Genomic DNA, 20,349 nt, shown 5'->3' on the forward strand with positions numbered 1-20,349 from the left:
ACCGTGACCCAGTCCCCGTCACAGATCATGTACGCCACCACCGTCAACGTCGGGCTACGCGGCCGCATCGAAGCCATCGTCCGAGTGCACCAGTGGAACAACGCCGGGAACCCCACCGCGGCCATCGGCCTCGACTCCCTCGTGTGGGCCGTGGCCACCAACCCCACCATCTACGACGCCGTCTCAGCCGCGATCGTCGACGGGAACATCGGCGCCGCAGTCGCCGCACTGGGCGAGGATCTCCTCCAAGGCGTCGTCCTGGACGCCCTGCAGCTCGCCCTCGGTGGCGCGTGATGCTCATCGACGGCATCCCCGTCGTCGAGTACGGGCCCCCGGCACTCCTGGCGCTCGTCGTGCTGATGATCCTCACCGGCCGACTGGTCCCCCGCCGCACCTACGACGACAAGGTGCACGAGGCCCAGGAGTGGCGCACCGAGTCCCGGATCAAAGACCAGCAGATCATCGAGAAGGACTCGCAGATCCAGCACCTCTCCGAGGTGGGCCGCACCGTCGAATCGATCATGCGATCCATCCAGAAGGGCCCCGACAATTCTGGAGGGGGTGGGTGCCCGTGAAGTGGGTGTGGAAGCGCCGCCTCGGCCGCCCCAGCGAGGCCACCGAGGCACGCGAGCAGGCTGAACGCGACCTCGAGCAGGCCCAGGCCGAGACCCCGGCCATCGAAGCTCTTGCTGCCCGCCTGCGCGAGCTGCGGGAGCACAACCACTTTGCCTCAGCGATCGCTACGTCGTTCCAAGGGAGGAAGCCATGAGCGCCGACATGCTGGCTTTGCTGCTGATCGTGGCGGCCGCGCCCCCGGCCACTGTCTTCCCGTTGCTGTACGGGCTCTCCGCGCCGTGGTGGCGGTCGCTGGTCGGCCGGGCCCTGATGACGTCCTCGCTCGGCCTGGCGTTTCTGATCGACATCTCGTTGGCCTACAAGGCGTTCGGTGACAACTACGCGTTGCGCGACGTCGTGCGCCTCAGCGTCTATGCCCTGATCGTGTGCGGGGCGTGGATGCAGTTCCTCGCGTTGGCCGTGCAGTTGCGCCGGCGTCTCCGGAAACACCCCTAGGCCCTTCTCGTGGCCACCCGACCCGTCTCCCGGCAGATGGGTTGTCCGGCCTGCCCGCACGAGCACCACCTGCTCCGGTGCGACATGAACGACTGCGACTGCCACGACGTCCCCCTGCCCGGCATCTACCCCGAGGAGACCTCGTGAAGTCCCTGCACGCCTCCGGCGAATGGAACCGACCCGACTCCGGCGTACGCATGGGCGTCGAAGCCTGGGTCGCCCAAGGTGCCGACTTCCTCTCCCACACCGAGGTCCGTCTCCACCTCGACGCGCTCAAGACTTTCACCACGATGCGCCTGTGTCGCGGCACCGGCACGGACGGGCAGCCCGAGTGCGCGCTGCAGGTCCGCAACGACCGTTGGCGCGTCGTCTCGGTGGAGACAGTCCGGCTGTCCACCCTGGTTATCCCGAGGCGCAAGGCCCGCTGCTACGCCCTCCACGTCATCGTCGAGGACCGCAAGACAGGCCAACGCCACCACCGCCTGGTCGTGCACATGCCGTCCGGGGTGGATGGCCTGCGAGGACTCAAGAACAACGCCCAGGGCAAGGTCTACCGCTCCGCGCTGGTCGGCCTCGCCGCGTACGTCGACGAGCTCGACGGGCCCGTCGTCATCACCGGCGACTGGAACCTCCACCTGCGCAAGAAGTGGGTGCGGGCACTCCTCGCGAAGCACTTCCCCGACTTCGCGCACACGCCCCTCACCGCGAAGGGCGGCACGCACGGGAAGCGGTTCATCGACTTCTCGTTGGCCCGCGGCATCGACCTGTCTGACCCCCGCATCGTCCCCAACCCTGCGTCCGACCACCGGGCGCTCGCCGAGCACCAGGAGATCACCGTGAAGGACCAGACCTACCCGAAGGCCGACACCACCACGCAGTGGTTCCAGTCCCGCTACCCCGGCTCGAGCATGGACGCCAACTGCGGCGTACTCCACACCACCGAGAGCACCGACTGGCCCGGCTACAACGGTGGCGCCACCGCACCCAACGTCACTGCCAAGCCGAACATCCCGGCCAAGCGCCTCCTGTGGCGACAGCACTTCGACATGGACCGATCCTCACGCGCGCTGCAGAACGACGCGGGCGGCGTCGAGACGAACACCCTGAACGTCGCCCAGGTCGAACTCGTCGGCACCTGCGATCCCGCGCACCGCACCAGCTGGGGCAAGATGCGCGCCGGCGTGGACTACATCTACTGGCCAGACGCCCCCGACTGGGCACTCGCCGCTCTCGCGGAGTTCCTGCGCTGGTGCGACACCGAGCACGGCATCCCCCTGGCCGGCGCGCAGGTCTGGCTGGTCTACCCGGCCTCCTACGGGCAGAGCAACCCGAACCGCTTCACGTTCGCCCAGTGGCGTGCACTGAAGGGCTGGTGTGGTCACCAGCACGTGCCCGAGAACGACCACGGTGACCCCGGCAACCTCGACTTCGCCCGCGTCCTCGAGCTGGCGAAGGGCGTCACGCCGACCCCGCCGAAGCCGGACCCCAAGCCGAAGCCTGCGAAGAAGTCCCGCGTCCAGCAGGCCCGCGCCGGCCTCACCGAAGCCGCCGCGATCCTCATGGCCGCAGCCCGCGCCGCCCGCCCCGGCCGCGCCCACGCCCTCAAGACCGAGGTCCGCAAGATCCGCGAAGCCCGCAACAACCTCCCCAAGAAGTGAGGCACACCATGTCCAAGATCCGCGCCTACTACACCGACACCGTCGACCGGGCCGCCAAGACCGCCGCCCAGTCCGCGCTCCTGACCATCGGAGCCGACCAGATCAACGCCCTGCACGCCGACTGGCAGCTCGTCGGCGGCATGGCCCTGGGTGGTGCTGTCCTGTCCCTGCTGACCACGCTGGCGCAGCGTGGGCTCTTCGGCCGCGAGTAGCGACCATGGCCCGCGTCGCGATCCCCGAGACCCCCACCACCAAGGCACTCGTCGCCGCGATCTGCTCCTACGAGGTCGCCGCCATCGTGACCCGAAGATTCCCCACCGTCACCGCATTCCACCGCCGCTGGCCAGCCGTCGGCATCGCCCTTCTCGGAGCACTGGCCATCCACTTCTTCACGCCCGACCCCAGCACCACAGTCCCGAGAGGACGCGCCCATGAACCTCGCTGACACGTTCGCCCAACATGACGCCGACGACGCCGCCAGGGACGCCGCACTCACCGAAGCCACCGCCATCAACAGCCAGCTGAACACCGACGTGGCCAACCTGACCCGCACGGTGGCCGACAGGGACGCCACCATCGCCGACCTCCGGGCCCGCATCGTCGACCTCGAGACCCAGGTCCCCACCCCGGAACCCGTCGAAGAGTTCGTCCCCCTCATGGGTGTCTACCTCGGCAACCACTCCGAGAACCCCGACACCAAGTACCACGACAACCTCGGCACCTACCCCGACATGTCGACCCAGTACTACCAGGCCGACCAGAAGCCCGGGTGGGCCATCAACGCCGCGGCCGAGAACGCCAAGCTCGCCCGCGGGATCATCCCCAACCTGACCGTGTCCATGGTCGGCGGCAAGTGGACCCACGCCCAGGTCGCCGCCGGTGCCGCAGACTCGTGGATCGACTACTGGGCCACCCAGCTCGCCGCCCTCGACAAGGGTGAGATCTGGTTCACCTTCGACCACGAATTCGAGGTCAAGCGCAACCACGACCTGTTCACGTGGACCGCCACCGACGAGGACTACGCCGCGGCGTGGAACCGCTGGAAGAGCCGGATCAAAGCCGCGCGCCCCAGCGTGAAGTTCACCTACTGGTACGGCTACTCCCGCCAGGGCGAGATCGACCACATCGGCTCGATGCTCAACTCTCCCGACATCATCACCCTCGACCCGTACGTTTTCTCCCACCACACCGGGGACGCCACCACCTTCGAGGGCATGGCCGGGCCGAAGCTCACGTGGCTGCGCGCCCGCGCGTGGTACGCCGGCCAGCCGATCGCATTCACCGAGTACGCCATCGACAAGACGTTCGGTGACGCGAAGTGCGCGGAGTTCTACACCAACCTGCGCCCCCGCATGGCCGCACTGGGCATCCACGCCGCGATCTTGTTCTCCCGCGACAAGTCCGGTTACGGCGCCGTGCAGGCGAACGTCATCACCACCGACACCTTCCCGCTCGCCAAGGCCGCCTACAAGGCATCCGCCACCGCACCCCACCGCACCCTCAAGGAGTCCTGACCATGGCTGACCTCGACTACGTCAAGATCGTCGGCCGCCTCGGCATCACCCGGGCCGACGGTGTCGACGAGGACGGCAACCCCGACACCGTCTGGTGCGACTCGGGGTCGGTCCTCTTCGAGCCGATCATCAACTACACCAAGGTCGCCGGCGGCATCCCGTCCCCCTGGATGGCCGGCCACGCGATCATCGAGGCCACGGTCGACTCGGCGGGCTACATCTCGTTGAACGGGGTGGAGTGGCTTTGGCTCGTCGACCTGGGGTCGTCCAAGATGAACCCGAGCATCGCCCGGGACAAGGCCGCCTACAAGGTGACGTTCAAGAACGTGCAGGCCGCCGGCGCGGATGTCACGTTCCCGCAGTTCACGTTCCACCCGCTCCCGGCCGACCTGCTCCCCGAGGGTGTGACGGCCAACGACCTGACGCTGCTGGCTCCGGTGCCGGTTGCTGGTGGTCAGTCGATCGTGGTCGGCCCGGCCGGCAAGTCGGTGTCCGCCATGAGCATCGTGGGCGGTGACCTGGTCACGACCCTGTCCGACGGGACTGAGCTGAACGCGGGCGAGCTGCCGGTCGGGCCGGGCGGATCGAACGAGGGTGTGGCCGGTTACATCACCGTGGACGGGCCGACGAAGGCTGCACTATCTGACACGATTGGTGCAGAGGTCACCGCACAGACCCCCAAGGCGGTCGCCCGGCTCCCGCTCAACGTGCCCACCTACGACGGCAACCCTTCAGCCGGTCACCCCGACGTCGTGCACGTCCCTGCCGGGTGGAACGGGTACAAGTACTGGATGGCATTCACGCCATTCCCCTCGGCCCCCCGAGAGAACCCCAGCATCGTCGCGTCCAACGACGGCGTAAAGTGGGAGATCCCGGCTGGCCTCACCAACCCCATCGTGCCATTCTCCGCCCTCCCCGCCGGGTATGACTGGTGGAGCGACACCGACATGGTGCTCTCCGCAGACGGCACCACGATGATGCTTTACTTCCGAGGCACCAACCAGGGCGTCACCAACACCTGCTACCTGACCACCTCCACAGACGGCATCACGTGGACCCCGTTCCAACAGGTCGTCGCAGGCATCGAGGAATCCCCCGCTGTCGTCGTGGAACCGGGTGGTGGCTTCACCATGTTCACCTGTGGTGAGAACACCATCTACCGCCGCACCAGTGCAGACGGCATCACATGGGCTGCCCGCACGGTCATCACCAGCCGCCCCACCGTCCCCGCCCCCTACGTCAACGTCTGGCACATCGACGTCGTGAAGGTCGATGGCACCTACCACGCACTGGTGGATATCAACACCGCAACGGGTGGCCCCGACCCGTACCGGCTGTTTCACTGGACGAGCGCGGACGGGCTCGCGTGGACAGGCCCCAGCACCCCGGCTGTGCCGCTCTCCGGGAGCCGGTTCGACAAGCGCGGCCACTACCGCTCCACGTTGCAGCCCGCAGCCTCCGGCATCGAGGGCCGGTTCGACGTGTGGACCTCCTCGATGGACGACACCCGCACCACCCACGACAACGCCATCTGGCGCATCGGCTACTACGGTGACCTTGACTTCAAGGACGGGGAGACGTGGAACTTCCCCGAACCCGGCGAGGTCGTGTTCAATGCCGACTCCGACGAGCGCTGGCTGCTCGCAAACGACCTCTCCACCTACGTGGGGGCACCAGCCGCAGGGCCGATCACGGGCTGGGCCGCTCGCGGGCTGCTGCACACGGCCAACAGTGGCGTCGTCGGCACGTTCCCGCCACCCCCGGCTGAGTGGCACTCGTTCGTGGTCGAGGCCCTCGTCGTCAATGGTGGCGCACTGTCGGGCGGCATTGTCCTCCAGTCCCGCTACCAGCAAGCGGGCGCGGGCGACACTCTGACGACCGGGCAGTTCGGGCAGGTTGTGGTCCCGGCTATCAATGCGCTCAATGTCCCGCAGTGGGTCACGCTCACGAACGAGATTGACCTCAAGTCGGGCGCCAGCCCCATCAAGGCCAGCATCGAACGGGCGTGGGGCAACGCCTCGGACGTCTTTGACGACACCGTGTGGATACTCGCCCTCCGACTCCGCCGCGTCCGCAAGACGAGCGCCTGACCCTGTACCAAACTGCTCGGATTGATACACCCCCACCTCTTGCCCTCGGGTACGGGGTGGGGGTACTTTCCATTTCCAAACAAAGCGGCCCCGACGCCGGCGGCAACCGACGTCGAGGCCTTGCCACCACCCTGACCTCAGACCAGGAGCAGTGACCATGACGAACGCTACCGCGACCCTCGTCGCACCCAGCAACAACACGGCGCACCTCTACGGCGCCCAATTCCTCGCCCGCTACAACGGCGCCACCCGCGACCTCTACGGGACCCGCCTCCGCATCTTCTTCGCCTGGTGCGCCACCCACAACCTCGACCCCATCACCGGGATCACGAGGCCACTCCTCGAGCTCTACTCCCGCCACCTCGAAGACGACCGCGCCAACTGCCCCGCCTCCGTCGCCGGCGCACTCTCCACGCTGAAGATGTTCTACCGGCTCCTCGCCCTCGACAACGTCATCCCAGCCTCACCAGCCGAGTACATCCGCATGCCGAAGGTCTGGTCCGACGAAACCAAGACCCTGGGCCTCGACCGCCTCGAGCTCTCCGCGCTCCTGGCCACCGCCCGGACCCTCGACAACACCCGGTGGGCTCTGGTCACCCTCCTCGGACTGCTGGGGCTCCGAGTCTCCGAGGCCTGCAACGTGCAGATCGAGAACTTCCTCGACCGCGAGGAGCGCGGCCACCGGATCATCTCCGTGATCGGCAAGGGCCACAAGCCGGCCACGATGCCGCTCCCCGTCCCAGTCGCCCGGGCACTCGACGCCTGCCGCGGGGACCGCACCACAGGGCCCCTGCTCCTCCGGGCCGACGGCGAGCAGCTGGACCGCTGCACGGCCGCACGGTGGGTGAAGTCGTTGGCGAAACGGGCCGGCATCCGCAAGAGGGTCTCACCGCACAGCCTCAGGCACGCGATGGTGACCAACGCCCTGGACGCCGGGGTGCCGCTGCGCGACGTGCAGATCGCAGCCCGACACTCGGACCCCCGGACGACGAACCGGTACGACCGAGCCCGCGGCAACCTCGACCGGCACGCGGTGCACACCCTGGCGGCGTACATCTCCGGCGGCGCCTGACCGGGCCTACCCTGTGCCCATGGCCCAGCAGATCGTCTACGCGATCCCCGACCGGCCTGAGTGCGAGGTGCTCGTCGACGGCGAGTGGTGGTTCGGCGAGGTCCGCATGTGGACCCAAGACGACGACGGCCACTGGACCGCCAACGTCTCATGGACCCACGACACCTACACCCGCCTCGGCAACTTCCCCGCCCACCAACTGCGCCCGGTTGGCCTACCCGAGGGCGTACGACGAGTTCGGCGTGAGCGCTTCCAGCCACCAGTAGAACCCCAGGGCAGAGAAGAGCAGGAGGCCGATAGCACCCCCGGCTTCGTTCTTGGCGAACGCGATCATCGCCATGACGAAGCCGCCGATGGGGAACACGAGCGCCAGGACGAACCCGGCCACGAAGAACCAGCCACTGAGCCACTGCCGTTGGGCGGGGAGTGAGGCTGGCACGCGTTGGCCCGTCCAGAACTGCCCGTCCCAGAACTGCATCGTGTTCGCCATCTCCGGGTCGGGGTACCAACCCGGCGGCGTCAGCTTGACCTTGGCCATCTCTCAATGATGCCACCGGGCCGGCTTTCTGTCTCAGGAATGCCGCGCGCCGTCACGCGCCCGAATGCGGATCTCAGAGGCGTTGCTACTTTGTTGCTACATCAGCACCCATTTTGGCCCCGATCTGAGTCTGAATCGTCGGCAAATCCCGCAATGTATGAGATTGCGGGGCCATTGCCGTGCCGGACGACCCGCCCGGACCCAGCCGCCACCTCAGCGCTGAGCGCTGGCCAGCCGACCCCGGCCGCGCGCACAGATCACGATCACCTTCTCGTGATCGGCCGGCGCCCTCGCGGCGTCCAGCAGCCTGGAGGCCTGGTCATAGTCGTCGAGCGCCAGGTTCCACAGCTCGAGCGCGTCGTGCTCGTCCATCCGTTCGGCATCGATCGCCGCGCCGAACGCCATCACGTCGGCCTTCGCCTGGTCGGCGAGGTTCTTGGTCTGGGCCCGATCGGCCGCCTCCTCGAGCCCCCGGGCGCGACCGCGACGCCGCCACCAGCCACCGATGGCGCGCGCCCGGAAGACCACGACCAGCAGCACGAGCACCACCGCCCCGACGAGCACCGCCCAGCGGGCCACCTTCACCTTCGTGCTCGGCGGCTCGGTCCGGCTGCCGGACCCCGAGTCGGAGACCTCCGGGTCCTCCCAGATCTTGGCCAGCTCCTCGTCGAAGCGTTCGGCACCGGTTCGGGTGGTGCCCATGCGCACCAGCTCGACGAACCTCGCTCGAGCTGGGCCCGCCAGACGCTCGGCGACCTCCAACGAGTAGGTGACGTCCCGCTCGTCCTTCGGCACGGTCTCGAACCCGCCGTACTCGGGAATCGTTCCGGGCGAGTAGACCAGGGTCAGTCCCGGGGTTCGGTCCCCTTTGAAGCGAGCCAGCTCCAGGTGCTGGGCGTGCAACTGGGGAGAGGCATCCGCCGCCTTCGGCAGCCGGGCGAGGATGCGCACCCGAGTCGGGATCCTGGCCTCCGCCACCAGCTCGCGGATCTCCCGCAGCTGCGCCGCGCTGAAGCCGGTTCCCCTCTGCACGGTGACGTCGGGCTCGGCGACCTCCGAGCGAGCCGGCACGGCGGACACCGGCCCCACGATGACCGCGCCGACGACCAGCCAGGCCGTCGCCACCAACGCTGCGAGCAGGGTCCTCACTCCTTGAATCCCTTCAGGTAGGAGCGGTCGCGTCGCGCGGACCAGCGGATGAACTTCATCAGGTACCACAGCGGCACGGCGAACGTGAGACCCATGAACCCGCCCATGACCAGCGGGCTCTCGGTGTAGTCCGAACCCTTGTCCCTCTCACGTTCGTTCTCGACCGCGTCGTCGACGGCCTCGACGAGCGTGCGCACCGCGGTCTCGGAGGAGCTCTCGTAGTCGGGGTAGAGGTAGAGGCGCTCACCGAGACCTCGCTTGAGGTATTCGACGTGACCCCTCTCGTCGTAGAGCAGATAGACGCCGTCACGGTCGGTGGCCGACGCGATCCGGCTCAGCAGCACCCGGTCGTCCTGCGGTTCGAAGCCCTGGGTGGGCACGGCGCTGACGAACACCGGTGTCTCGCTCGCCTCCACCGCCGCCCGCACTCCATCGGTGTCCACGAAGTGACCGACGGTGTCGGCGAGCAGCGGGTCGACGTACATCGCGTCTGCGCGGAGCGCGGCCGCCACCTCGTCGACGTACGGCGTGCGCAGGCCGACGTCGGCCACCGGTTCGTCGTGGTCGGAGCGCTCGAAGACCGTGTCGGCGGTGAACAGCAGGAAGATCCACCCGATCGAGCTGAGCGTGCAGAGGCCGACGAAGAACCACTTCACGCCCTTCAGCTTGACCTCGCTGGTCGTCATCGTGCCCCCAACGCGGCGAGCAGCGCACGCCTGGCCCAGCGCTCGTCGATCGCGCCGTAGCCGGTGCTCGTCCACACGTCGTCGGTCTCGTAGTAGGCCCGCACCTCACCGTCGTCACCGGTCACCAGCAACGCCGGTGGCGCCGCACCTCGGGTGACCGCGCCCGCACACGACGGGCAGCAGGGCAGAGAGACCTCGCGCCGCTTCACCGAGGTGGTCGCAGCGTGCATCGGGTGGAAGTAGCAGCGACGCGGCGGGTCCTCCCCCGCCAGCGCCACCCGGCCGTCGGCGACAAGGAGATGCACGCCGACACGGTCGCGTTCCCGGTCGGAGTCGACGTACTTCGCGGCCGCGTCGAGGAACCCCTGGGCCGCGTCGTAGGCCGGATCACCTGGAGAAACGTCGGACCCGGCGACCTGTTCGGCGAGGTCGGTGACCTCCTGCTCGACGGCGAGCGGGGTGAGTGAGGCGAGGAGCAGGTCCGGCCCACGTGTCGTCGGGGCGGCCACCCGCTCCGCCAGGGTGGCACGACGACCAACCTTGGTCTGGTAGAGGAACAGCGCGATCGCCCCCAGCACCACGACGCCGGCCGCGACAAAGGTCCGCGGATCGGAGTAGACGTCCTCGCCGTCGTCGGCGAGGAGCGGGTCCTCGGGCCCGGCCGCGGAGTCGTCGAGCAGCGACACGTCGCCGGAGAGCTCGGCCACCAGCTTCTGCGGCGCCGGCGCGTTCGGAGCAGCCAGTCGCAGGTAGACCCAGGCCTGGGCCACCGAGGTCATCGAGAGGTAGCGCTCGGGGTCCGGACTGGCAGCCACGATGCGGCGTACGACTGCCTGGGCCCGGGTCTCCCAGGCCTCGATGGGATCGGCCGCGCGGCCGGTGACGTCGTGCTCGATCAGCACGAACCCGGTCTCGGAGCTCAGGAGGGCGACGCTGTGCCGGGGCAGGCCCAGCACCCGCAGCACGCCGGCGTCGTCGTTGTCGGTCATGTCGGAAGGCTTGGGCCACAGGTCCTCGGCCTCGGTCCACAGCGCCACGTGCAGCGGCACACCGAGATCGGCCTTCTTGACGCCGGCCTCGAGCCGCTTGCGCCACAACGCGAGGTCACCCTGAGCCGGGGACGCCTCGAGGTAGACGCCGGTGGCCTTCATCTGCTTCGGCATCGTGGTCGACCGGTCATCGGCCGAAGCGGGCGACACGGATGCCACCAGGCACCACCCGAGAAAGAGGGCCACGAGGGCCCGGCGCATGATCACGCAGGGATGCTAACCGCTCACCGGCCCGACCAAACCCGGCCGTCAGTGGAGCAGCAGGAACCAGGCCCCGACTGCTGAGGGAACCAGCCCCAGCACCAGCCAGGCGGACAGGATGCTGAGCTGGTTGATGGTGCGCACCCCGGCGAGGGTGATCGTGCCGACGATCGCTGCGATGATCAGCAGCCCCGGCCGGGCACCCGGCCGGTCCGCGACCGCCGCGAGGAAGCAGAGCCCACCGGCGAGGATGAAGCCGACCGTGGTCAGCAGTGCGGACATCACCCAACGCTGGACTCGCTCGACCTTCATGAGCGGAGTCTCTCAGACCTTGAGGCAGTCCGGAGTCAGGTCAGCCGGCCTCGACGGCGGCCATGGTCTTGTCGACCAGGTCCTGGATCGAGCCGCCGGTCACGGGATCGCCGTCGACGAAGATCGCCGGGGTCCCGTTGACGCCGCGCTTGGAGGCGGCGTCGCTGGCGTTGACGACCCACTGGCCGAACTCCGAGCGCTCGACGCCGCGACGGATCTGGTCCTCGTCGGCGCCGGCCTGGACGGCCAGGTCGATCAGGTCGTCATTGCTCGGGTAGGGACCACTCTCGGACGGCTGGTTCGCGAACAGCAGGTCGTGGAACTTCAGCGCCACCTCGCCACCCGAGGCGTCGAGCACGACCCCGAAGGCGTTCAGCGCCCGACCGGAGTAGTCGTTGATGAAGGCCATCGGCCGGTAGACCAGGTAGACGTCACCCTCGGCTGCCGCCTGCTGGAGCTCCTCGTGGGAGGCCTCCTCGAACTGCATGCAGTAGGGGCACTGGTAGTCCTCGAAGACCTCCACCTTGACCGGCGCATCCGGATCGCCGACGCCGAGTCCGTAGGTGTCCGCGAGCGCCGGCGCACCCTTGGCCGGCGTGGCATCCGGGCTGGTCGACTCGGTGGGTGTGCTCCGGTCGCTCGACGACGAGCCCGGTACCTTCCCCTCGTCGCCGGTGGTGTCCCGGTTGGCCTGGATCACCAAGCCGATGCCGACGATCAGCAGGAGGACCAGCGCGATGCCTCCGCCGATGAAGGCGTTGCGTTTGCCGGAGCCCGGGGCGGGTGGCGGGTTCGTGTTGTACGGGGAGGGCATGCGAACCATTCTCTCAGGGGGTGAACATCACGTTGTCGAAGGCGAGCCGGGTCCGCCGGCGCCACACCAGGAAGCCGGAGGCGACCAACAGGCCGACGTCCCGGGCGATCTCCCACGGGTAGTCGTCGGTGGCGTTCGCGTCGTAGCCACCGCCGCCGAAACAGCCGCACTCGATCTGCAGGCCACGCTGCCAGGCCGACGCGATGCCGATGATGAACGCCACGCACAACAATGCCGACACCAACGCCACCGGTCGCACGAGCACGCCGAGCACCAGGCAGAGGCCGACCACGATCTCGACCAGCGGCAGCACGTGTCCCAGGGTGGGTACGACGGCCTCGGGCAACAGGTCATACGCACGAACGGCGCGAACGCTGGCGGCCGGATCAGGGAGCTTCAGCGCGCCCGCGACGATCCACACCCCGCCGACCACGAGACGCGCGAGCAGACCGATCCATCCCACCATGCGTCAGACAGTAGGACCATCACCTGAGACGAGACTGAATCGGCCTCTGCCGCCACACCCGTTAGTGTCGTCCGGGTGAACGAACGACTTGTGTGGATCGACTGCGAGATGACCGGACTCGACCTGGTCAACGACGCGCTGATCGAAGTGGCCGCCTTGGTGACCGACTTCGAGCTCAACGTGCTCGGTGACGGAATCGACCTGATCATCAAGCCCCCGGCCGCTGCCCTCGACCAGATGAACGAGTTCGTGCGTGACATGCACACGAAGTCCGGCCTGCTCGAGGAGCTCGAGGACGGCATCACCATGGCCGATGCGGAGCAGCAGGTCCTGGCCTACATCAAGCAGCACTGCCCCGACGGTTCGCGTCCGCCGCTGGCCGGCAACACGGTCGCCACCGACCGCGCGTTCCTGGCCCGCGACATGAACGAGCTCGAGTCGTTCCTGCACTACCGGATCGTCGATGTCTCCTCCATCAAGGAGCTCTCCCGCCGCTGGTTCCCCAAGGCCTACTTCTCCTCGCCGCCCAAGCGCGGGAACCACCGCGCCCTGGCCGACATCCAGGAGAGCATCGAGGAGCTGCGCTACTACCGCGAAGCCGTGTTCCAGCCCAGCCCGGGCCCGGACAGCAACACCGCACGCGAGATCGCGGCCCGTCACGGCGGATCGTTGACCGGGCTGGCCGACCCCGATTCGCCCAAGACCCCCTGAGATGGCTAAACTCCTCTCCGGTCACGCCGCTTCGGCGTCGTGCCCATGGTGGGTATAGCTCAGCTGGTAGAGCGCCGCCTTGTGGTGGCGGATGTCGCGGGTTCAAGTCCCGTTACTCACCCCGAGAAAGACCCCCTCTGACCTGCGCAGACAGGTAAGAGGGGGTCTTGTTTTTTAACGGTTACTCGCTCAATTACTCAAACTCCTGGCGTACCCTCAGTGACATGGGCAGGCCAATCAACCCCAAGGTGACGACGTACGAACGCACCGACGGCACCCTCACCTACCGCGTCCGCGTCCGCGTCGACGGCCGCCAGTCCACCGAGACCTTCGACTCCGAAGCCGCCGCCCAGGCCTTCGCGATCCAGTGCAAGGACCCCAAGGTCGGGCCCGCCCGCGCGATCGCCCGCCGCGACCGCGAGGAAAAGGGATCCGACGCCTACATCCCCACCGTCGCGGAGATGCTCGAGACCCACCTGCGCCAGCTCACCGGCATCGAGCAGGCCTCACGTGACGGGTACCGCGCCGAAGCGCGCCGCAGCTGGCTCCCCGACCTTGGCCCGTTGCGCCTGGACGAGGTCACCCGCGACGAGGTCGCCGACTGGGTCAACGCCGCCACCGGCACGGTGAAGCCGAAGACCATCAAGAACGCGCTGTCGGTCCTGTCGAGCCTCTTCGAGACCGCGATCGAACGCGGCCACGTCACCGCCAACCCGGCCCGCCGTATCCGGATCTCTCGCGACGGCGAGGAGGACACCGACGACATCCGGTTCCTGACCTACGCCGAGTTCGACATCCTCTATGCCCAGTTCCCCGAGTGGTACCGCCCCTTTGTGGCCACCCTGTTCGGTACCGGCATGCGGTTCGGTGAGATCACCGCCCAGCAGAAACGCGACGCCGACCTGGCCGCCGGCCACTGGGACGACGACATCTTCACCGAGGCGCCACTGATCCGGGTGGCCAGGGCCTGGAAGAAGGGCAACCGGCTCGGGCCGCCGAAGTCGAAGAAGTCACGCCGCCCGATCTGGGTCGACCCGGTCGTCGTCGATGCCTACGAGGCCCAGCTCAAGAACAAGGCCGCCAGCGACCTGGTCTTCACCACCCCGTCCGGGCTGCGGATCACCCACGCGAACTTCTACAACCGGATCTGGCGACCCGCGACCATCCGCGCCAGCGTCTGCGCCGAGCACATGCCGAAGGGCTGCCGCTGCGGGACGGGGAAGCCGCACCTGTGCAAGGTCCACACCGAGAAGAACGAGAAGCGTCACCACATCCCGATCGAACCGTGCGGTTGCCCCGGCACCCTCGCGTCACGGCCGAGGATCCACGACGCCCGCCACACCCACGCGTCGTGGCTGATCGCCCAGGGCATCCGCCTCGAGGTCATCCAGGAGCGGCTGGGTCACGAGGACTACGCCACCACCCGCCGGGTCTATGGCCATCTGCTCCCCGACATGCAACGCGAGGCCGCCCAAGCCGCGGCCCTGGCGTTCGCCCGCACCGCACTGGCGGCCAACGAGGACAAGCCCGCGAAGGAGCTCACCGCTCCCGCGTCGACGACCTGACCCGGGCCCGCTGTTCTCGGAGCCGCTGCAGGCGCCGCACCGTGGGCGCGTCGTACGCCATCGCCTCGGGCTGGTCGATGAGGTGGTTCACCAGCTGGAAGTACCGCGGCTCCGAGAGCCCGAACCGGTCGCGCACCTCGGCGACCTTCGCGCCCAGGTACCTCCACTCGAGGCGCTCGAACTCGAGCACCGCCTTGTCCCGATCACTCAGGCCCACGTCTCCACCTCCACAGCGTCTCCCCCATCGTCGGACGACTCCCCGTCCCGGGACGCACGGACACGCGCGAGCACTGCATGCTCCCGGCCAGTGAGGTGACGCAACCGCACCCGGACGGTGTCGGGGTCGACCCACAGCTCGAACGCGAGCTCGTGCACGTCGTCGGTCCACTGCGCCGCTGTCACCAGGTCCGCGAGCTCAACGAGGCGGAGCGCGGCCTCGCGATCCACGCACAGTTCCTCACGCGCCTCGCATCCCGGGGCGGCCGGGCCACGCTCGAGGTGAATCAGCTCGTGCGTCAACGTCGACCTGCGCTCGGTCTGCAGCAGGTCCGGGTGCAGGGTGATCAACTGGTGCGCGTAGTCCACCCGACCCAACGTCCCCGGACCCGGGTCGGCGAACACCAACGTCACGTCAGGCCGGCACCTCAGCGACCGCCACGGGTTCCATCGATTCTTCATCCCCCACATGAAGCAGGACGGTAGAGATGGGCACCCACAACGGCCGAACGGGCGCCTCACGTGAGTGAGACGCCCGCCGGTGATGTAGTTGGGGGAAGGCCCCGCAACCGCTCATTTGCCAATGTGGTGGTGACAGGTCCTAGCCTGTCATTTATCGACTCAGAGCCCTATCGCTCTCGCCGATGCGCGGAACTCAGAGCCCTATCGCTCTCGCCCCACACACGCACAGTGTAGACACACAATGAGGGTCAGTATCAAGATCTGGGCAATTTCCTAGCCCCGTTCAGGGTGAGGATGTTCACCCTCTCCTTGTGTCGATCGCAGAGGTCCTCGACATCGAACGACTCAGCCACCCGGCGCGCAAGGCGCCGCTTCTCGCGCCCCGTTCGTGATTCTGTGGGCGCCTCGAACCGGATGTGTCGGATCGCTCCAGCGAACATGTCCGCCAGCTGCAGCAGGTCGTTGCACTTGGAGTCCAGCGACACGGCCTGGATCAGCGGAGCTCCCTGGAGCTGCGCATTCGCCCTGCGCTTCACCTCCGCGCCCAAACCGATGTGCACCGGCGTGGTGATGACGTCCATGAATGCGACGGCCACCTCGTTTCGGTTCAGGCCACCTTGGATGAGATGTGAGATCAGGTCAGCCTGCACCGCCCAGGACTCCGACCCCTTGAACGGGTTGTACCTCGAGTCGACCACGGTCGCGACCAGGTGTGCGTCGCTCTTCTCGACAACGTCCAGCACTGCGGCGAAGCGGTCGAAGTTGTACTCCGTCACCTTGTTGAACTTGAACTCACCCTTGTACTCGAACTTGTCTCGGACGCCAGCGATCTGTCGCGCGAGCATGTCCGGGTGACGCGTTTTGACTCCGGCAAGGACGTAGCCCTTACCCGCCGATCCGCGCGCGCCGCTCTCGTCGATCCAGAACGTCGCGGCCTGTGCTGCCACTCGCTCCTTGGCGACGTGCCGCGCCCCAGCCACTCGACGACGATCGCGCGTCACACTTCTCCCCTGCTCACAACCATCGATCCCAGTTCCCCTAGACGTTCGCGTGCCCCCACCCGCCTGAGTGTCGGCGGCTCATCAATCACCCTATGTCCGTCCGCTACGACTTACTGGTGATCTTGGTTCTCTTCGCCGGCTTCGTTCTGTGGCCGATCCGTCTCGTGCCGCGACGGGGTGCCGCGCTTCGACGCTGATTTCTGGACATCGGGGATCCATCTCGCACTTGCACTGGTGTTCGTGTCAAGGTCGGGGGTGGCGGGAGACGCCTTACGCGCCAGACCTCTCCCACTTGTGCGTTCGGTGCGGCGGCCCTGGAGCTGGTCGCGGTCGAGCACGACCCGTCGGTCCTTGACGCGGTCCTCGAGCAGCATGCGTTGCCCGTCGGTGAGCGCGACGCCCGCTGCCTGGTCGAGGACCTGTTCAGGGTTGTCGCTTGCGTCGATGACACCGAGGAGCTCGAGGTAGGCGTCCATGTCGTCGCCACTGCTGCCGTTGTTCTCGGTTCGGCGGATGGCCATCGACTCCACGTTGCTGTTGCCCACCTGTTCGCTGATCATCGAGTGGGTCTTCCCCGACCCAGCGTTGTGCCTGACAGCCCGAAGTCGACGCCCCACCTCCGCGAGGAGATCCTCGTCTGGCAACTCTCGGATGGGTGACTCGATATCGCCGGCGTCGAAGCCCAGGTCGAGAGCCTCCACGGCCTTGGCCAGCACGCTGGTAGGCGGCACGCTGAATGCCTTCGCCAGGCCCTCGATCGTCGCCCGGTCTGGCAGCCGGGATAGGCGATCGCGGGAATCGTTCACGAGTTTCGAGACCAGCTGCTTGGACAGCGTGGACTTCTTCTCGAGGTCGACGTTGCGCCACCCGCGCTCGTCCATCTCGCCACGAATGAACCGCGTGAGTGCATGTGTCATGGATGAACCGTCCTACGTCTGACGCGGGTGTGGCGAACGTGGCCGACATGGTTCGTCAACCGGCTTCCGTCGCTTCGGCGTACACATCATGTCAACTAACCGTTTCCCGCGCGAACGGCAAAGTATTCGCCTGCCTGCAGAACTACTCCCGTGTAAGTAGTTGACAGAATGTCCACGGATCGTGGACTATTAGTCGTGTTCCCGTTGACAACCAAGTAGAAGGAGGTGCAGGATGAGGCAACGCCAACGACGACGCGGATCGAGAGGCAGATGGATGCGACTGCGTAACCCGAAACTCCTGGTCGATTACATGAAGGCCAATGACTTCACGCAGGCCCGCCTTTCGAGGTACGCCGGCTGCTCTCGGCAGTTCATTCACATGCTGGTCAGCGGCGAGCGGACCACCTGCACGACGGAAGTCGGCCGCCTCATCGAGGAGGCGCTGCGCGTCCTCCCTGGCACCCTGTTCGACCCTTCCGGGTCGCCTGTGCGACGACCTTCGGTCAAGCGTGCACGGACCCCAGCATGAGCGCCGAGAACTACGACTGCACCCGCTGCGGTGCAGCGTTCGGGATCGCTGGTGGTGGCGATGACTGGACCGACGACGACATGGCTGCGCAGGACCACTACGAGACCGAGGTCCGGTTCCACGAAGCGCGCGAGTGCGTCCGCTCCTCCACCAAGGTCAAGGAGCTGGTACTCGATGAGTCACCCCGCGTAGCAGCGGCGAACGTCTGCGCTGTCCTGTCGAACCTACTCGGCTCGGTCAGCCTCTGGTTGCACGACGACGAAGCCCTGATGAGCGAGGAACTCCTCGAGAGTCTGGACACGCTTCTTCAGGCTGCTGACCTCGTCACGGAGACCGTTCGTTCCGTAGGGGTCAGGGTGGATGCGGGCCATGAGATGTCCTCTGTTCCTGGTGACAGTCAGGCGGCTGCTGTTACAGCCCCTGGCTCGAGGGTACGGAGCGTCACCGACAGTCCTGCCGCGGCTGGATCCTCTGCCGGCCGCGGCGGGCTGGACGGTGGTCCCCGATGACCGGGCTGATCGCGTTCGCTTTCGAGGGGCACCGCGTCCGAACCGTCGAAATGGACGGCTCGACCTGGTTCGTCGCGGGAGATATAGCGACCGTCCTCGAATACCGGATGGCCTCCGACATGACGCGGCGGCTTGATGAGGCCGACACGGGTTACGCAATTGTGAGTACCCCTGGCGGCGACCAGCGCATGACGGTGATCAACGAGTCTGGGATGTACGACGCCGTCTACCGGAGCAATGCCACCGGTGCCCGCGCATTCCGCCAGTGGGTTACCAGCGAGGTGCTCCCCCAGATCCGCAGGACCGGATCCTTCGGTGAGATCCAGCCACGCCGCGAACTGTCCCGCCTCGAGTTGATCGACATCGCTCGTGACGCCGAGCTCGAGCGGATCGAGGCGGTCAAGGCGAAGGAGCAGGCCGAGGCCTTGGTCCTCGAGCTCGAAGCGCCGGCCGCTGCCTGGGAAGGTCTCGCCTCCGCGCAGGGCGACTACACCGTCTCCGACGCCGCGAAGATCCTTGGCCGCGCCGGAGTCGGGACCGGTCCACGGAAGCTCTTCGACTATCTCCGCGACGACGCCCGCTGGGTGTTCCGCCGCGGCGACCGGTGGCAGGCCATGCAGACCGCAGTCAACGCCGGCCTGGTGGTCGAGCGGATCACGGGCGGCTACTTCGACGACGTCACCGGGGAGCGGAAACAGGGCAAGCCCCAGGTCCGGGTCACCCCGAAGGGCATCGAGCGACTCCTGACGCTCATGTCCGGCAACGTGTCCATGCTCCAGACGGGAACCGACCGATGACCGACACCGACCTCCTCACCCCCGAGCAGGCTGTCGAGCAGCGGCTGCTGCCGTTCGGGAACGCCGACTGGATCCGCGCGCAGCTGCGCGCTGGGAAGCTGCGTGGCTCGAAGGTCGCCGGCCGGTGGCTGGTGTCGAAGGAAGCCATCGCGGAGATGGTCGACGCCGGCACCAACACCACCCGCCGCCGGCGGCGGCGCGCGAAGGCGAAGGCATGACCACCATGTCCGCCCACCAGGCCCTCACGACCGCTGGCGGCGGCGCGGTCCTCGCCCATCGTCCTCACGGTGGCGTCACCCACGTGTACGTGGGTCCCATGACGCCGTCCGGCCGTTTCATCCCCCGTTCCGGCCGGACGGTTTGCAACACACGGACTCGTCGTCTGCGGGTCGTTCTCGACCCTCGGGTCGTGGGCGACGAGTCCCTGTGTCTGCGGTGCTCGGCCTGCCTGCGACCGGGGAAGGCCAGGCAGGCCGAGCCCATCACCCGTGACGAGCACATGGCGGCGTACGCCGGGGTGACCGGGTTCGACCTGGCATACCGCGCCTACGCCGCACAGACCGTGACCGAGGTCGAGCAGCTCGAACACCTGGCACTCCTGGTCGTCGGGTTCCCCGTCTGCAAGAAGGACCCGGTCCTCTCCCCCACCGGGAAGACCACGCCGCCGATCGACAAGCACCTCGCAACAGCGCGGGTCCGGGTCGGTGGCACACACAACGCCATCACCGAGGAGGCCCGGGAGATCGAAGCAGGCCGCCGGGCCCTGGCGGCCGAGCAGCGTCGCCGTGACCGGCACGACGCCTGGGCCGAGAAGGAGACCCGGCGAGAACAGATCGGGTTCGTCAACGCCGAACACACGAAGTCCGCGTAACCCAACAAAAACAGCGGCCCCGCCACATCGACCAAGACGCAAACGGGACCGCCCTACGAAAGGACATCCTAGCGATGACCACCTTCACCACCACGGGCCGCGCGGTGACGGCATGATCCTCGGCCAGTCAACCCCCCGACCAGTGCCGTTT

At 67.5% G+C, this 20,349-nt stretch carries 28 protein-coding genes and 1 tRNA gene; 18 read left to right on the forward strand and 11 right to left on the reverse strand.

The window, feature by feature from the left end:
* Positions 1-3: 3 nt before the first annotated feature.
* The 11 genes from NJ4_RS00135 (at position 4) to NJ4_RS00180 (ending at position 7,405) form a co-directional block, all read left to right on the forward strand.
* Positions 4-294 carry a hypothetical protein gene (locus tag NJ4_RS00135; RefSeq protein WP_169799188.1) on the forward strand — a complete coding sequence of 97 codons (291 nt, stop codon included), beginning with the start codon at positions 4-6 and terminating at the stop codon, positions 292-294.
* Complete coding sequence (locus tag NJ4_RS00140) at positions 291-575, forward strand: hypothetical protein (protein WP_157550493.1); 285 nt, start codon at positions 291-293, stop codon at positions 573-575. Before NJ4_RS00135 ends, NJ4_RS00140 begins: the two co-directional genes overlap by 4 nt.
* A complete protein-coding gene (locus tag NJ4_RS00145) occupies positions 572-769 on the forward strand; it encodes a DUF7620 family protein (protein ID WP_157550495.1) in 198 nt (65 codons plus the stop codon). The genes NJ4_RS00140 and NJ4_RS00145 overlap by 4 nt, the downstream gene beginning before the upstream one ends.
* Entirely contained in the window at positions 766-1,071 is a 306-nt protein-coding gene (locus NJ4_RS00150) for a putative phage holin (RefSeq protein WP_067428394.1), read from the forward strand. Before NJ4_RS00145 ends, NJ4_RS00150 begins: the two co-directional genes overlap by 4 nt.
* 9 nt (positions 1,072-1,080) lie before the next feature.
* Positions 1,081-1,218: a hypothetical protein gene (locus tag NJ4_RS25395; RefSeq protein ID WP_157550497.1), complete on the forward strand. Its 138-nt coding sequence runs from the start codon at positions 1,081-1,083 to the stop codon at positions 1,216-1,218.
* Positions 1,215-2,729 carry an endonuclease/exonuclease/phosphatase family protein gene (locus NJ4_RS26205; protein WP_174524569.1) on the forward strand — a complete coding sequence of 505 codons (1,515 nt, stop codon included), beginning with the start codon at positions 1,215-1,217 and terminating at the stop codon, positions 2,727-2,729. The genes NJ4_RS25395 and NJ4_RS26205 overlap by 4 nt, the downstream gene beginning before the upstream one ends.
* 8 nt (positions 2,730-2,737) lie before the next feature.
* The gene (locus NJ4_RS00160; RefSeq protein WP_067428395.1) at positions 2,738-2,941 is read left to right on the forward strand and encodes a holin; all 204 of its coding nucleotides are present in this window, start codon (positions 2,738-2,740) and stop codon (positions 2,939-2,941) included.
* 5 nt (positions 2,942-2,946) lie between these two features.
* Positions 2,947-3,174, forward strand: coding sequence for a hypothetical protein (locus NJ4_RS00165; protein ID WP_067428397.1), 228 nt, complete (start codon positions 2,947-2,949; stop codon positions 3,172-3,174).
* Positions 3,161-4,243 carry a hypothetical protein gene (locus NJ4_RS00170; RefSeq protein WP_067428399.1) on the forward strand — a complete coding sequence of 361 codons (1,083 nt, stop codon included), beginning with the start codon at positions 3,161-3,163 and terminating at the stop codon, positions 4,241-4,243. Before NJ4_RS00165 ends, NJ4_RS00170 begins: the two co-directional genes overlap by 14 nt.
* Before the next feature lie 2 nt (positions 4,244-4,245).
* Complete coding sequence (locus tag NJ4_RS00175; protein WP_067428402.1) at positions 4,246-6,333, forward strand: glycoside hydrolase family protein; 2,088 nt, start codon at positions 4,246-4,248, stop codon at positions 6,331-6,333.
* Between the two features lie 157 nt (positions 6,334-6,490).
* The gene (locus NJ4_RS00180) at positions 6,491-7,405 is read left to right on the forward strand and encodes a tyrosine-type recombinase/integrase (protein WP_157550499.1); all 915 of its coding nucleotides are present in this window, start codon (positions 6,491-6,493) and stop codon (positions 7,403-7,405) included.
* 214 nt (positions 7,406-7,619) lie between these two features.
* Here NJ4_RS00180 and NJ4_RS00185 read toward each other — a convergent pair whose 3' ends face one another.
* The 7 genes from NJ4_RS00185 to NJ4_RS00215 all read right to left on the reverse strand — a co-directional run bounded on the left by NJ4_RS00185 (position 7,620) and on the right by NJ4_RS00215 (position 12,620).
* The gene (locus tag NJ4_RS00185) at positions 7,620-7,943 is read right to left on the reverse strand and encodes a DUF2510 domain-containing protein (RefSeq protein WP_067428408.1); all 324 of its coding nucleotides are present in this window, start codon (positions 7,941-7,943) and stop codon (positions 7,620-7,622) included.
* A gap of 213 nt (positions 7,944-8,156) precedes the next feature.
* The gene (locus NJ4_RS00190; protein ID WP_067428410.1) at positions 8,157-9,092 is read right to left on the reverse strand and encodes a hypothetical protein; all 936 of its coding nucleotides are present in this window, start codon (positions 9,090-9,092) and stop codon (positions 8,157-8,159) included.
* Positions 9,089-9,778, reverse strand: a complete 690-nt coding sequence (locus tag NJ4_RS00195) for a glycosyltransferase family protein (RefSeq protein ID WP_067428413.1) — start codon at positions 9,776-9,778, stop codon at positions 9,089-9,091. Before NJ4_RS00195 ends, NJ4_RS00190 begins: the two co-directional genes overlap by 4 nt.
* Positions 9,775-11,034, reverse strand: a complete 1,260-nt coding sequence (locus NJ4_RS00200; protein WP_067428416.1) for a hypothetical protein — start codon at positions 11,032-11,034, stop codon at positions 9,775-9,777. The genes NJ4_RS00195 and NJ4_RS00200 overlap by 4 nt, the downstream gene beginning before the upstream one ends.
* 42 nt (positions 11,035-11,076) lie before the next feature.
* Positions 11,077-11,340, reverse strand: coding sequence for a hypothetical protein (locus NJ4_RS00205; RefSeq protein ID WP_067428419.1), 264 nt, complete (start codon positions 11,338-11,340; stop codon positions 11,077-11,079).
* A 40-nt stretch (positions 11,341-11,380) separates the two neighbouring features.
* Complete coding sequence (locus NJ4_RS00210; RefSeq protein WP_169799189.1) at positions 11,381-12,154, reverse strand: DsbA family protein; 774 nt, start codon at positions 12,152-12,154, stop codon at positions 11,381-11,383.
* 13 nt (positions 12,155-12,167) lie between these two features.
* The gene (locus NJ4_RS00215; protein WP_067428425.1) at positions 12,168-12,620 is read right to left on the reverse strand and encodes a MauE/DoxX family redox-associated membrane protein; all 453 of its coding nucleotides are present in this window, start codon (positions 12,618-12,620) and stop codon (positions 12,168-12,170) included.
* Positions 12,621-12,695: 75 nt separating this feature from the next.
* On the opposite strand from NJ4_RS00215, the gene orn reads away from it, so the two are divergent.
* The 3 genes from orn (at position 12,696) to NJ4_RS26270 (ending at position 14,896) form a co-directional block, all read left to right on the forward strand.
* Positions 12,696-13,331, forward strand: a complete 636-nt coding sequence (orn, locus tag NJ4_RS00220; protein ID WP_067428428.1) for an oligoribonuclease — start codon at positions 12,696-12,698, stop codon at positions 13,329-13,331.
* A gap of 48 nt (positions 13,332-13,379) precedes the next feature.
* Positions 13,380-13,452: transfer RNA gene (locus tag NJ4_RS00225), tRNA-His, on the forward strand.
* Positions 13,453-13,555: 103 nt separating this feature from the next.
* Positions 13,556-14,896: a tyrosine-type recombinase/integrase gene (locus tag NJ4_RS26270; protein ID WP_067428431.1), complete on the forward strand. Its 1,341-nt coding sequence runs from the start codon at positions 13,556-13,558 to the stop codon at positions 14,894-14,896.
* Here the strand turns inward: NJ4_RS26270 and NJ4_RS00235 are convergent.
* The 4 genes from NJ4_RS00235 to NJ4_RS00250 form a co-directional block, all read right to left on the reverse strand.
* Positions 14,871-15,113, reverse strand: a complete 243-nt coding sequence (locus tag NJ4_RS00235; protein ID WP_067428433.1) for a DUF3263 domain-containing protein — start codon at positions 15,111-15,113, stop codon at positions 14,871-14,873. The genes NJ4_RS26270 and NJ4_RS00235 overlap by 26 nt on opposite strands.
* On the reverse strand, positions 15,104-15,526 hold the full coding sequence (locus tag NJ4_RS00240) for a hypothetical protein (protein WP_217996703.1): 423 nt from the start codon (positions 15,524-15,526) through the stop codon (positions 15,104-15,106). Before NJ4_RS00240 ends, NJ4_RS00235 begins: the two co-directional genes overlap by 10 nt.
* 302 nt (positions 15,527-15,828) lie before the next feature.
* Positions 15,829-16,521: a DUF3800 domain-containing protein gene (locus tag NJ4_RS00245; RefSeq protein ID WP_067428435.1), complete on the reverse strand. Its 693-nt coding sequence runs from the start codon at positions 16,519-16,521 to the stop codon at positions 15,829-15,831.
* Between the two features lie 164 nt (positions 16,522-16,685).
* Positions 16,686-17,492 carry a helix-turn-helix domain-containing protein gene (locus tag NJ4_RS00250; protein WP_157550501.1) on the reverse strand — a complete coding sequence of 269 codons (807 nt, stop codon included), beginning with the start codon at positions 17,490-17,492 and terminating at the stop codon, positions 16,686-16,688.
* 525 nt (positions 17,493-18,017) lie between these two features.
* Between NJ4_RS00250 and NJ4_RS00260 the strand changes: the two genes are divergently transcribed.
* The 4 genes from NJ4_RS00260 to NJ4_RS00275 all read left to right on the forward strand — a co-directional run bounded on the left by NJ4_RS00260 (position 18,018) and on the right by NJ4_RS00275 (position 20,198).
* The gene (locus NJ4_RS00260) at positions 18,018-18,530 is read left to right on the forward strand and encodes a hypothetical protein (RefSeq protein ID WP_067428443.1); all 513 of its coding nucleotides are present in this window, start codon (positions 18,018-18,020) and stop codon (positions 18,528-18,530) included.
* Complete coding sequence (locus NJ4_RS00265; RefSeq protein WP_067428445.1) at positions 18,527-19,327, forward strand: phage antirepressor KilAC domain-containing protein; 801 nt, start codon at positions 18,527-18,529, stop codon at positions 19,325-19,327. Before NJ4_RS00260 ends, NJ4_RS00265 begins: the two co-directional genes overlap by 4 nt.
* Positions 19,324-19,545 (forward strand): MerR family transcriptional regulator, encoded by a 222-nt coding sequence (locus NJ4_RS00270; protein ID WP_067428448.1) that lies wholly within the window; start codon positions 19,324-19,326, stop codon positions 19,543-19,545. Before NJ4_RS00265 ends, NJ4_RS00270 begins: the two co-directional genes overlap by 4 nt.
* 191 nt (positions 19,546-19,736) lie before the next feature.
* A complete protein-coding gene (locus tag NJ4_RS00275) occupies positions 19,737-20,198 on the forward strand; it encodes a hypothetical protein (RefSeq protein WP_157550503.1) in 462 nt (153 codons plus the stop codon).
* Positions 20,199-20,349: the final 151 nt, after the last annotated feature.

The sequence above is a fragment of the Nocardioides jensenii JCM 1364 = NBRC 14755 genome (assembly GCF_001552535.1).
GTDB classification, from domain to species: domain Bacteria; phylum Actinomycetota; class Actinomycetes; order Propionibacteriales; family Nocardioidaceae; genus Nocardioides; species Nocardioides jensenii.

What these genes read in the sequence shown, in the direction of transcription:
- NJ4_RS00150 (WP_067428394.1), top strand. Translation starts at nt 766, where the DNA reads ATGAGCGCCGACATGCTGGCTTTGCTGCTGATCGTGGCGGCCGCGCCC.
- NJ4_RS00160 (WP_067428395.1), top strand. Translation starts at nt 2,738, where the DNA reads ATGTCCAAGATCCGCGCCTACTACACCGACACCGTCGACCGGGCCGCC.
- NJ4_RS00165 (WP_067428397.1), top strand. Translation starts at nt 2,947, where the DNA reads ATGGCCCGCGTCGCGATCCCCGAGACCCCCACCACCAAGGCACTCGTC.
- NJ4_RS00170 (WP_067428399.1), top strand. Translation starts at nt 3,161, where the DNA reads ATGAACCTCGCTGACACGTTCGCCCAACATGACGCCGACGACGCCGCC.
- NJ4_RS00175 (WP_067428402.1), top strand. Translation starts at nt 4,246, where the DNA reads ATGGCTGACCTCGACTACGTCAAGATCGTCGGCCGCCTCGGCATCACC.
- NJ4_RS00180 (WP_157550499.1), top strand. Translation starts at nt 6,491, where the DNA reads ATGACGAACGCTACCGCGACCCTCGTCGCACCCAGCAACAACACGGCG.
- NJ4_RS00185 (WP_067428408.1), bottom strand. Translation starts at nt 7,943, where the DNA reads ATGGCCAAGGTCAAGCTGACGCCGCCGGGTTGGTACCCCGACCCGGAG.
- NJ4_RS00195 (WP_067428413.1), bottom strand. Translation starts at nt 9,778, where the DNA reads ATGACGACCAGCGAGGTCAAGCTGAAGGGCGTGAAGTGGTTCTTCGTC.
- NJ4_RS00205 (WP_067428419.1), bottom strand. Translation starts at nt 11,340, where the DNA reads ATGAAGGTCGAGCGAGTCCAGCGTTGGGTGATGTCCGCACTGCTGACC.
- NJ4_RS00210 (WP_169799189.1), bottom strand. Translation starts at nt 12,154, where the DNA reads ATGCCCTCCCCGTACAACACGAACCCGCCACCCGCCCCGGGCTCCGGC.
- NJ4_RS00215 (WP_067428425.1), bottom strand. Translation starts at nt 12,620, where the DNA reads ATGGTGGGATGGATCGGTCTGCTCGCGCGTCTCGTGGTCGGCGGGGTG.
- NJ4_RS26270 (WP_067428431.1), top strand. Translation starts at nt 13,556, where the DNA reads ATGGGCAGGCCAATCAACCCCAAGGTGACGACGTACGAACGCACCGAC.
- NJ4_RS00250 (WP_157550501.1), bottom strand. Translation starts at nt 17,492, where the DNA reads ATGACACATGCACTCACGCGGTTCATTCGTGGCGAGATGGACGAGCGC.
- NJ4_RS00260 (WP_067428443.1), top strand. Translation starts at nt 18,018, where the DNA reads ATGAGCGCCGAGAACTACGACTGCACCCGCTGCGGTGCAGCGTTCGGG.
- NJ4_RS00265 (WP_067428445.1), top strand. Translation starts at nt 18,527, where the DNA reads ATGACCGGGCTGATCGCGTTCGCTTTCGAGGGGCACCGCGTCCGAACC.
- NJ4_RS00270 (WP_067428448.1), top strand. Translation starts at nt 19,324, where the DNA reads ATGACCGACACCGACCTCCTCACCCCCGAGCAGGCTGTCGAGCAGCGG.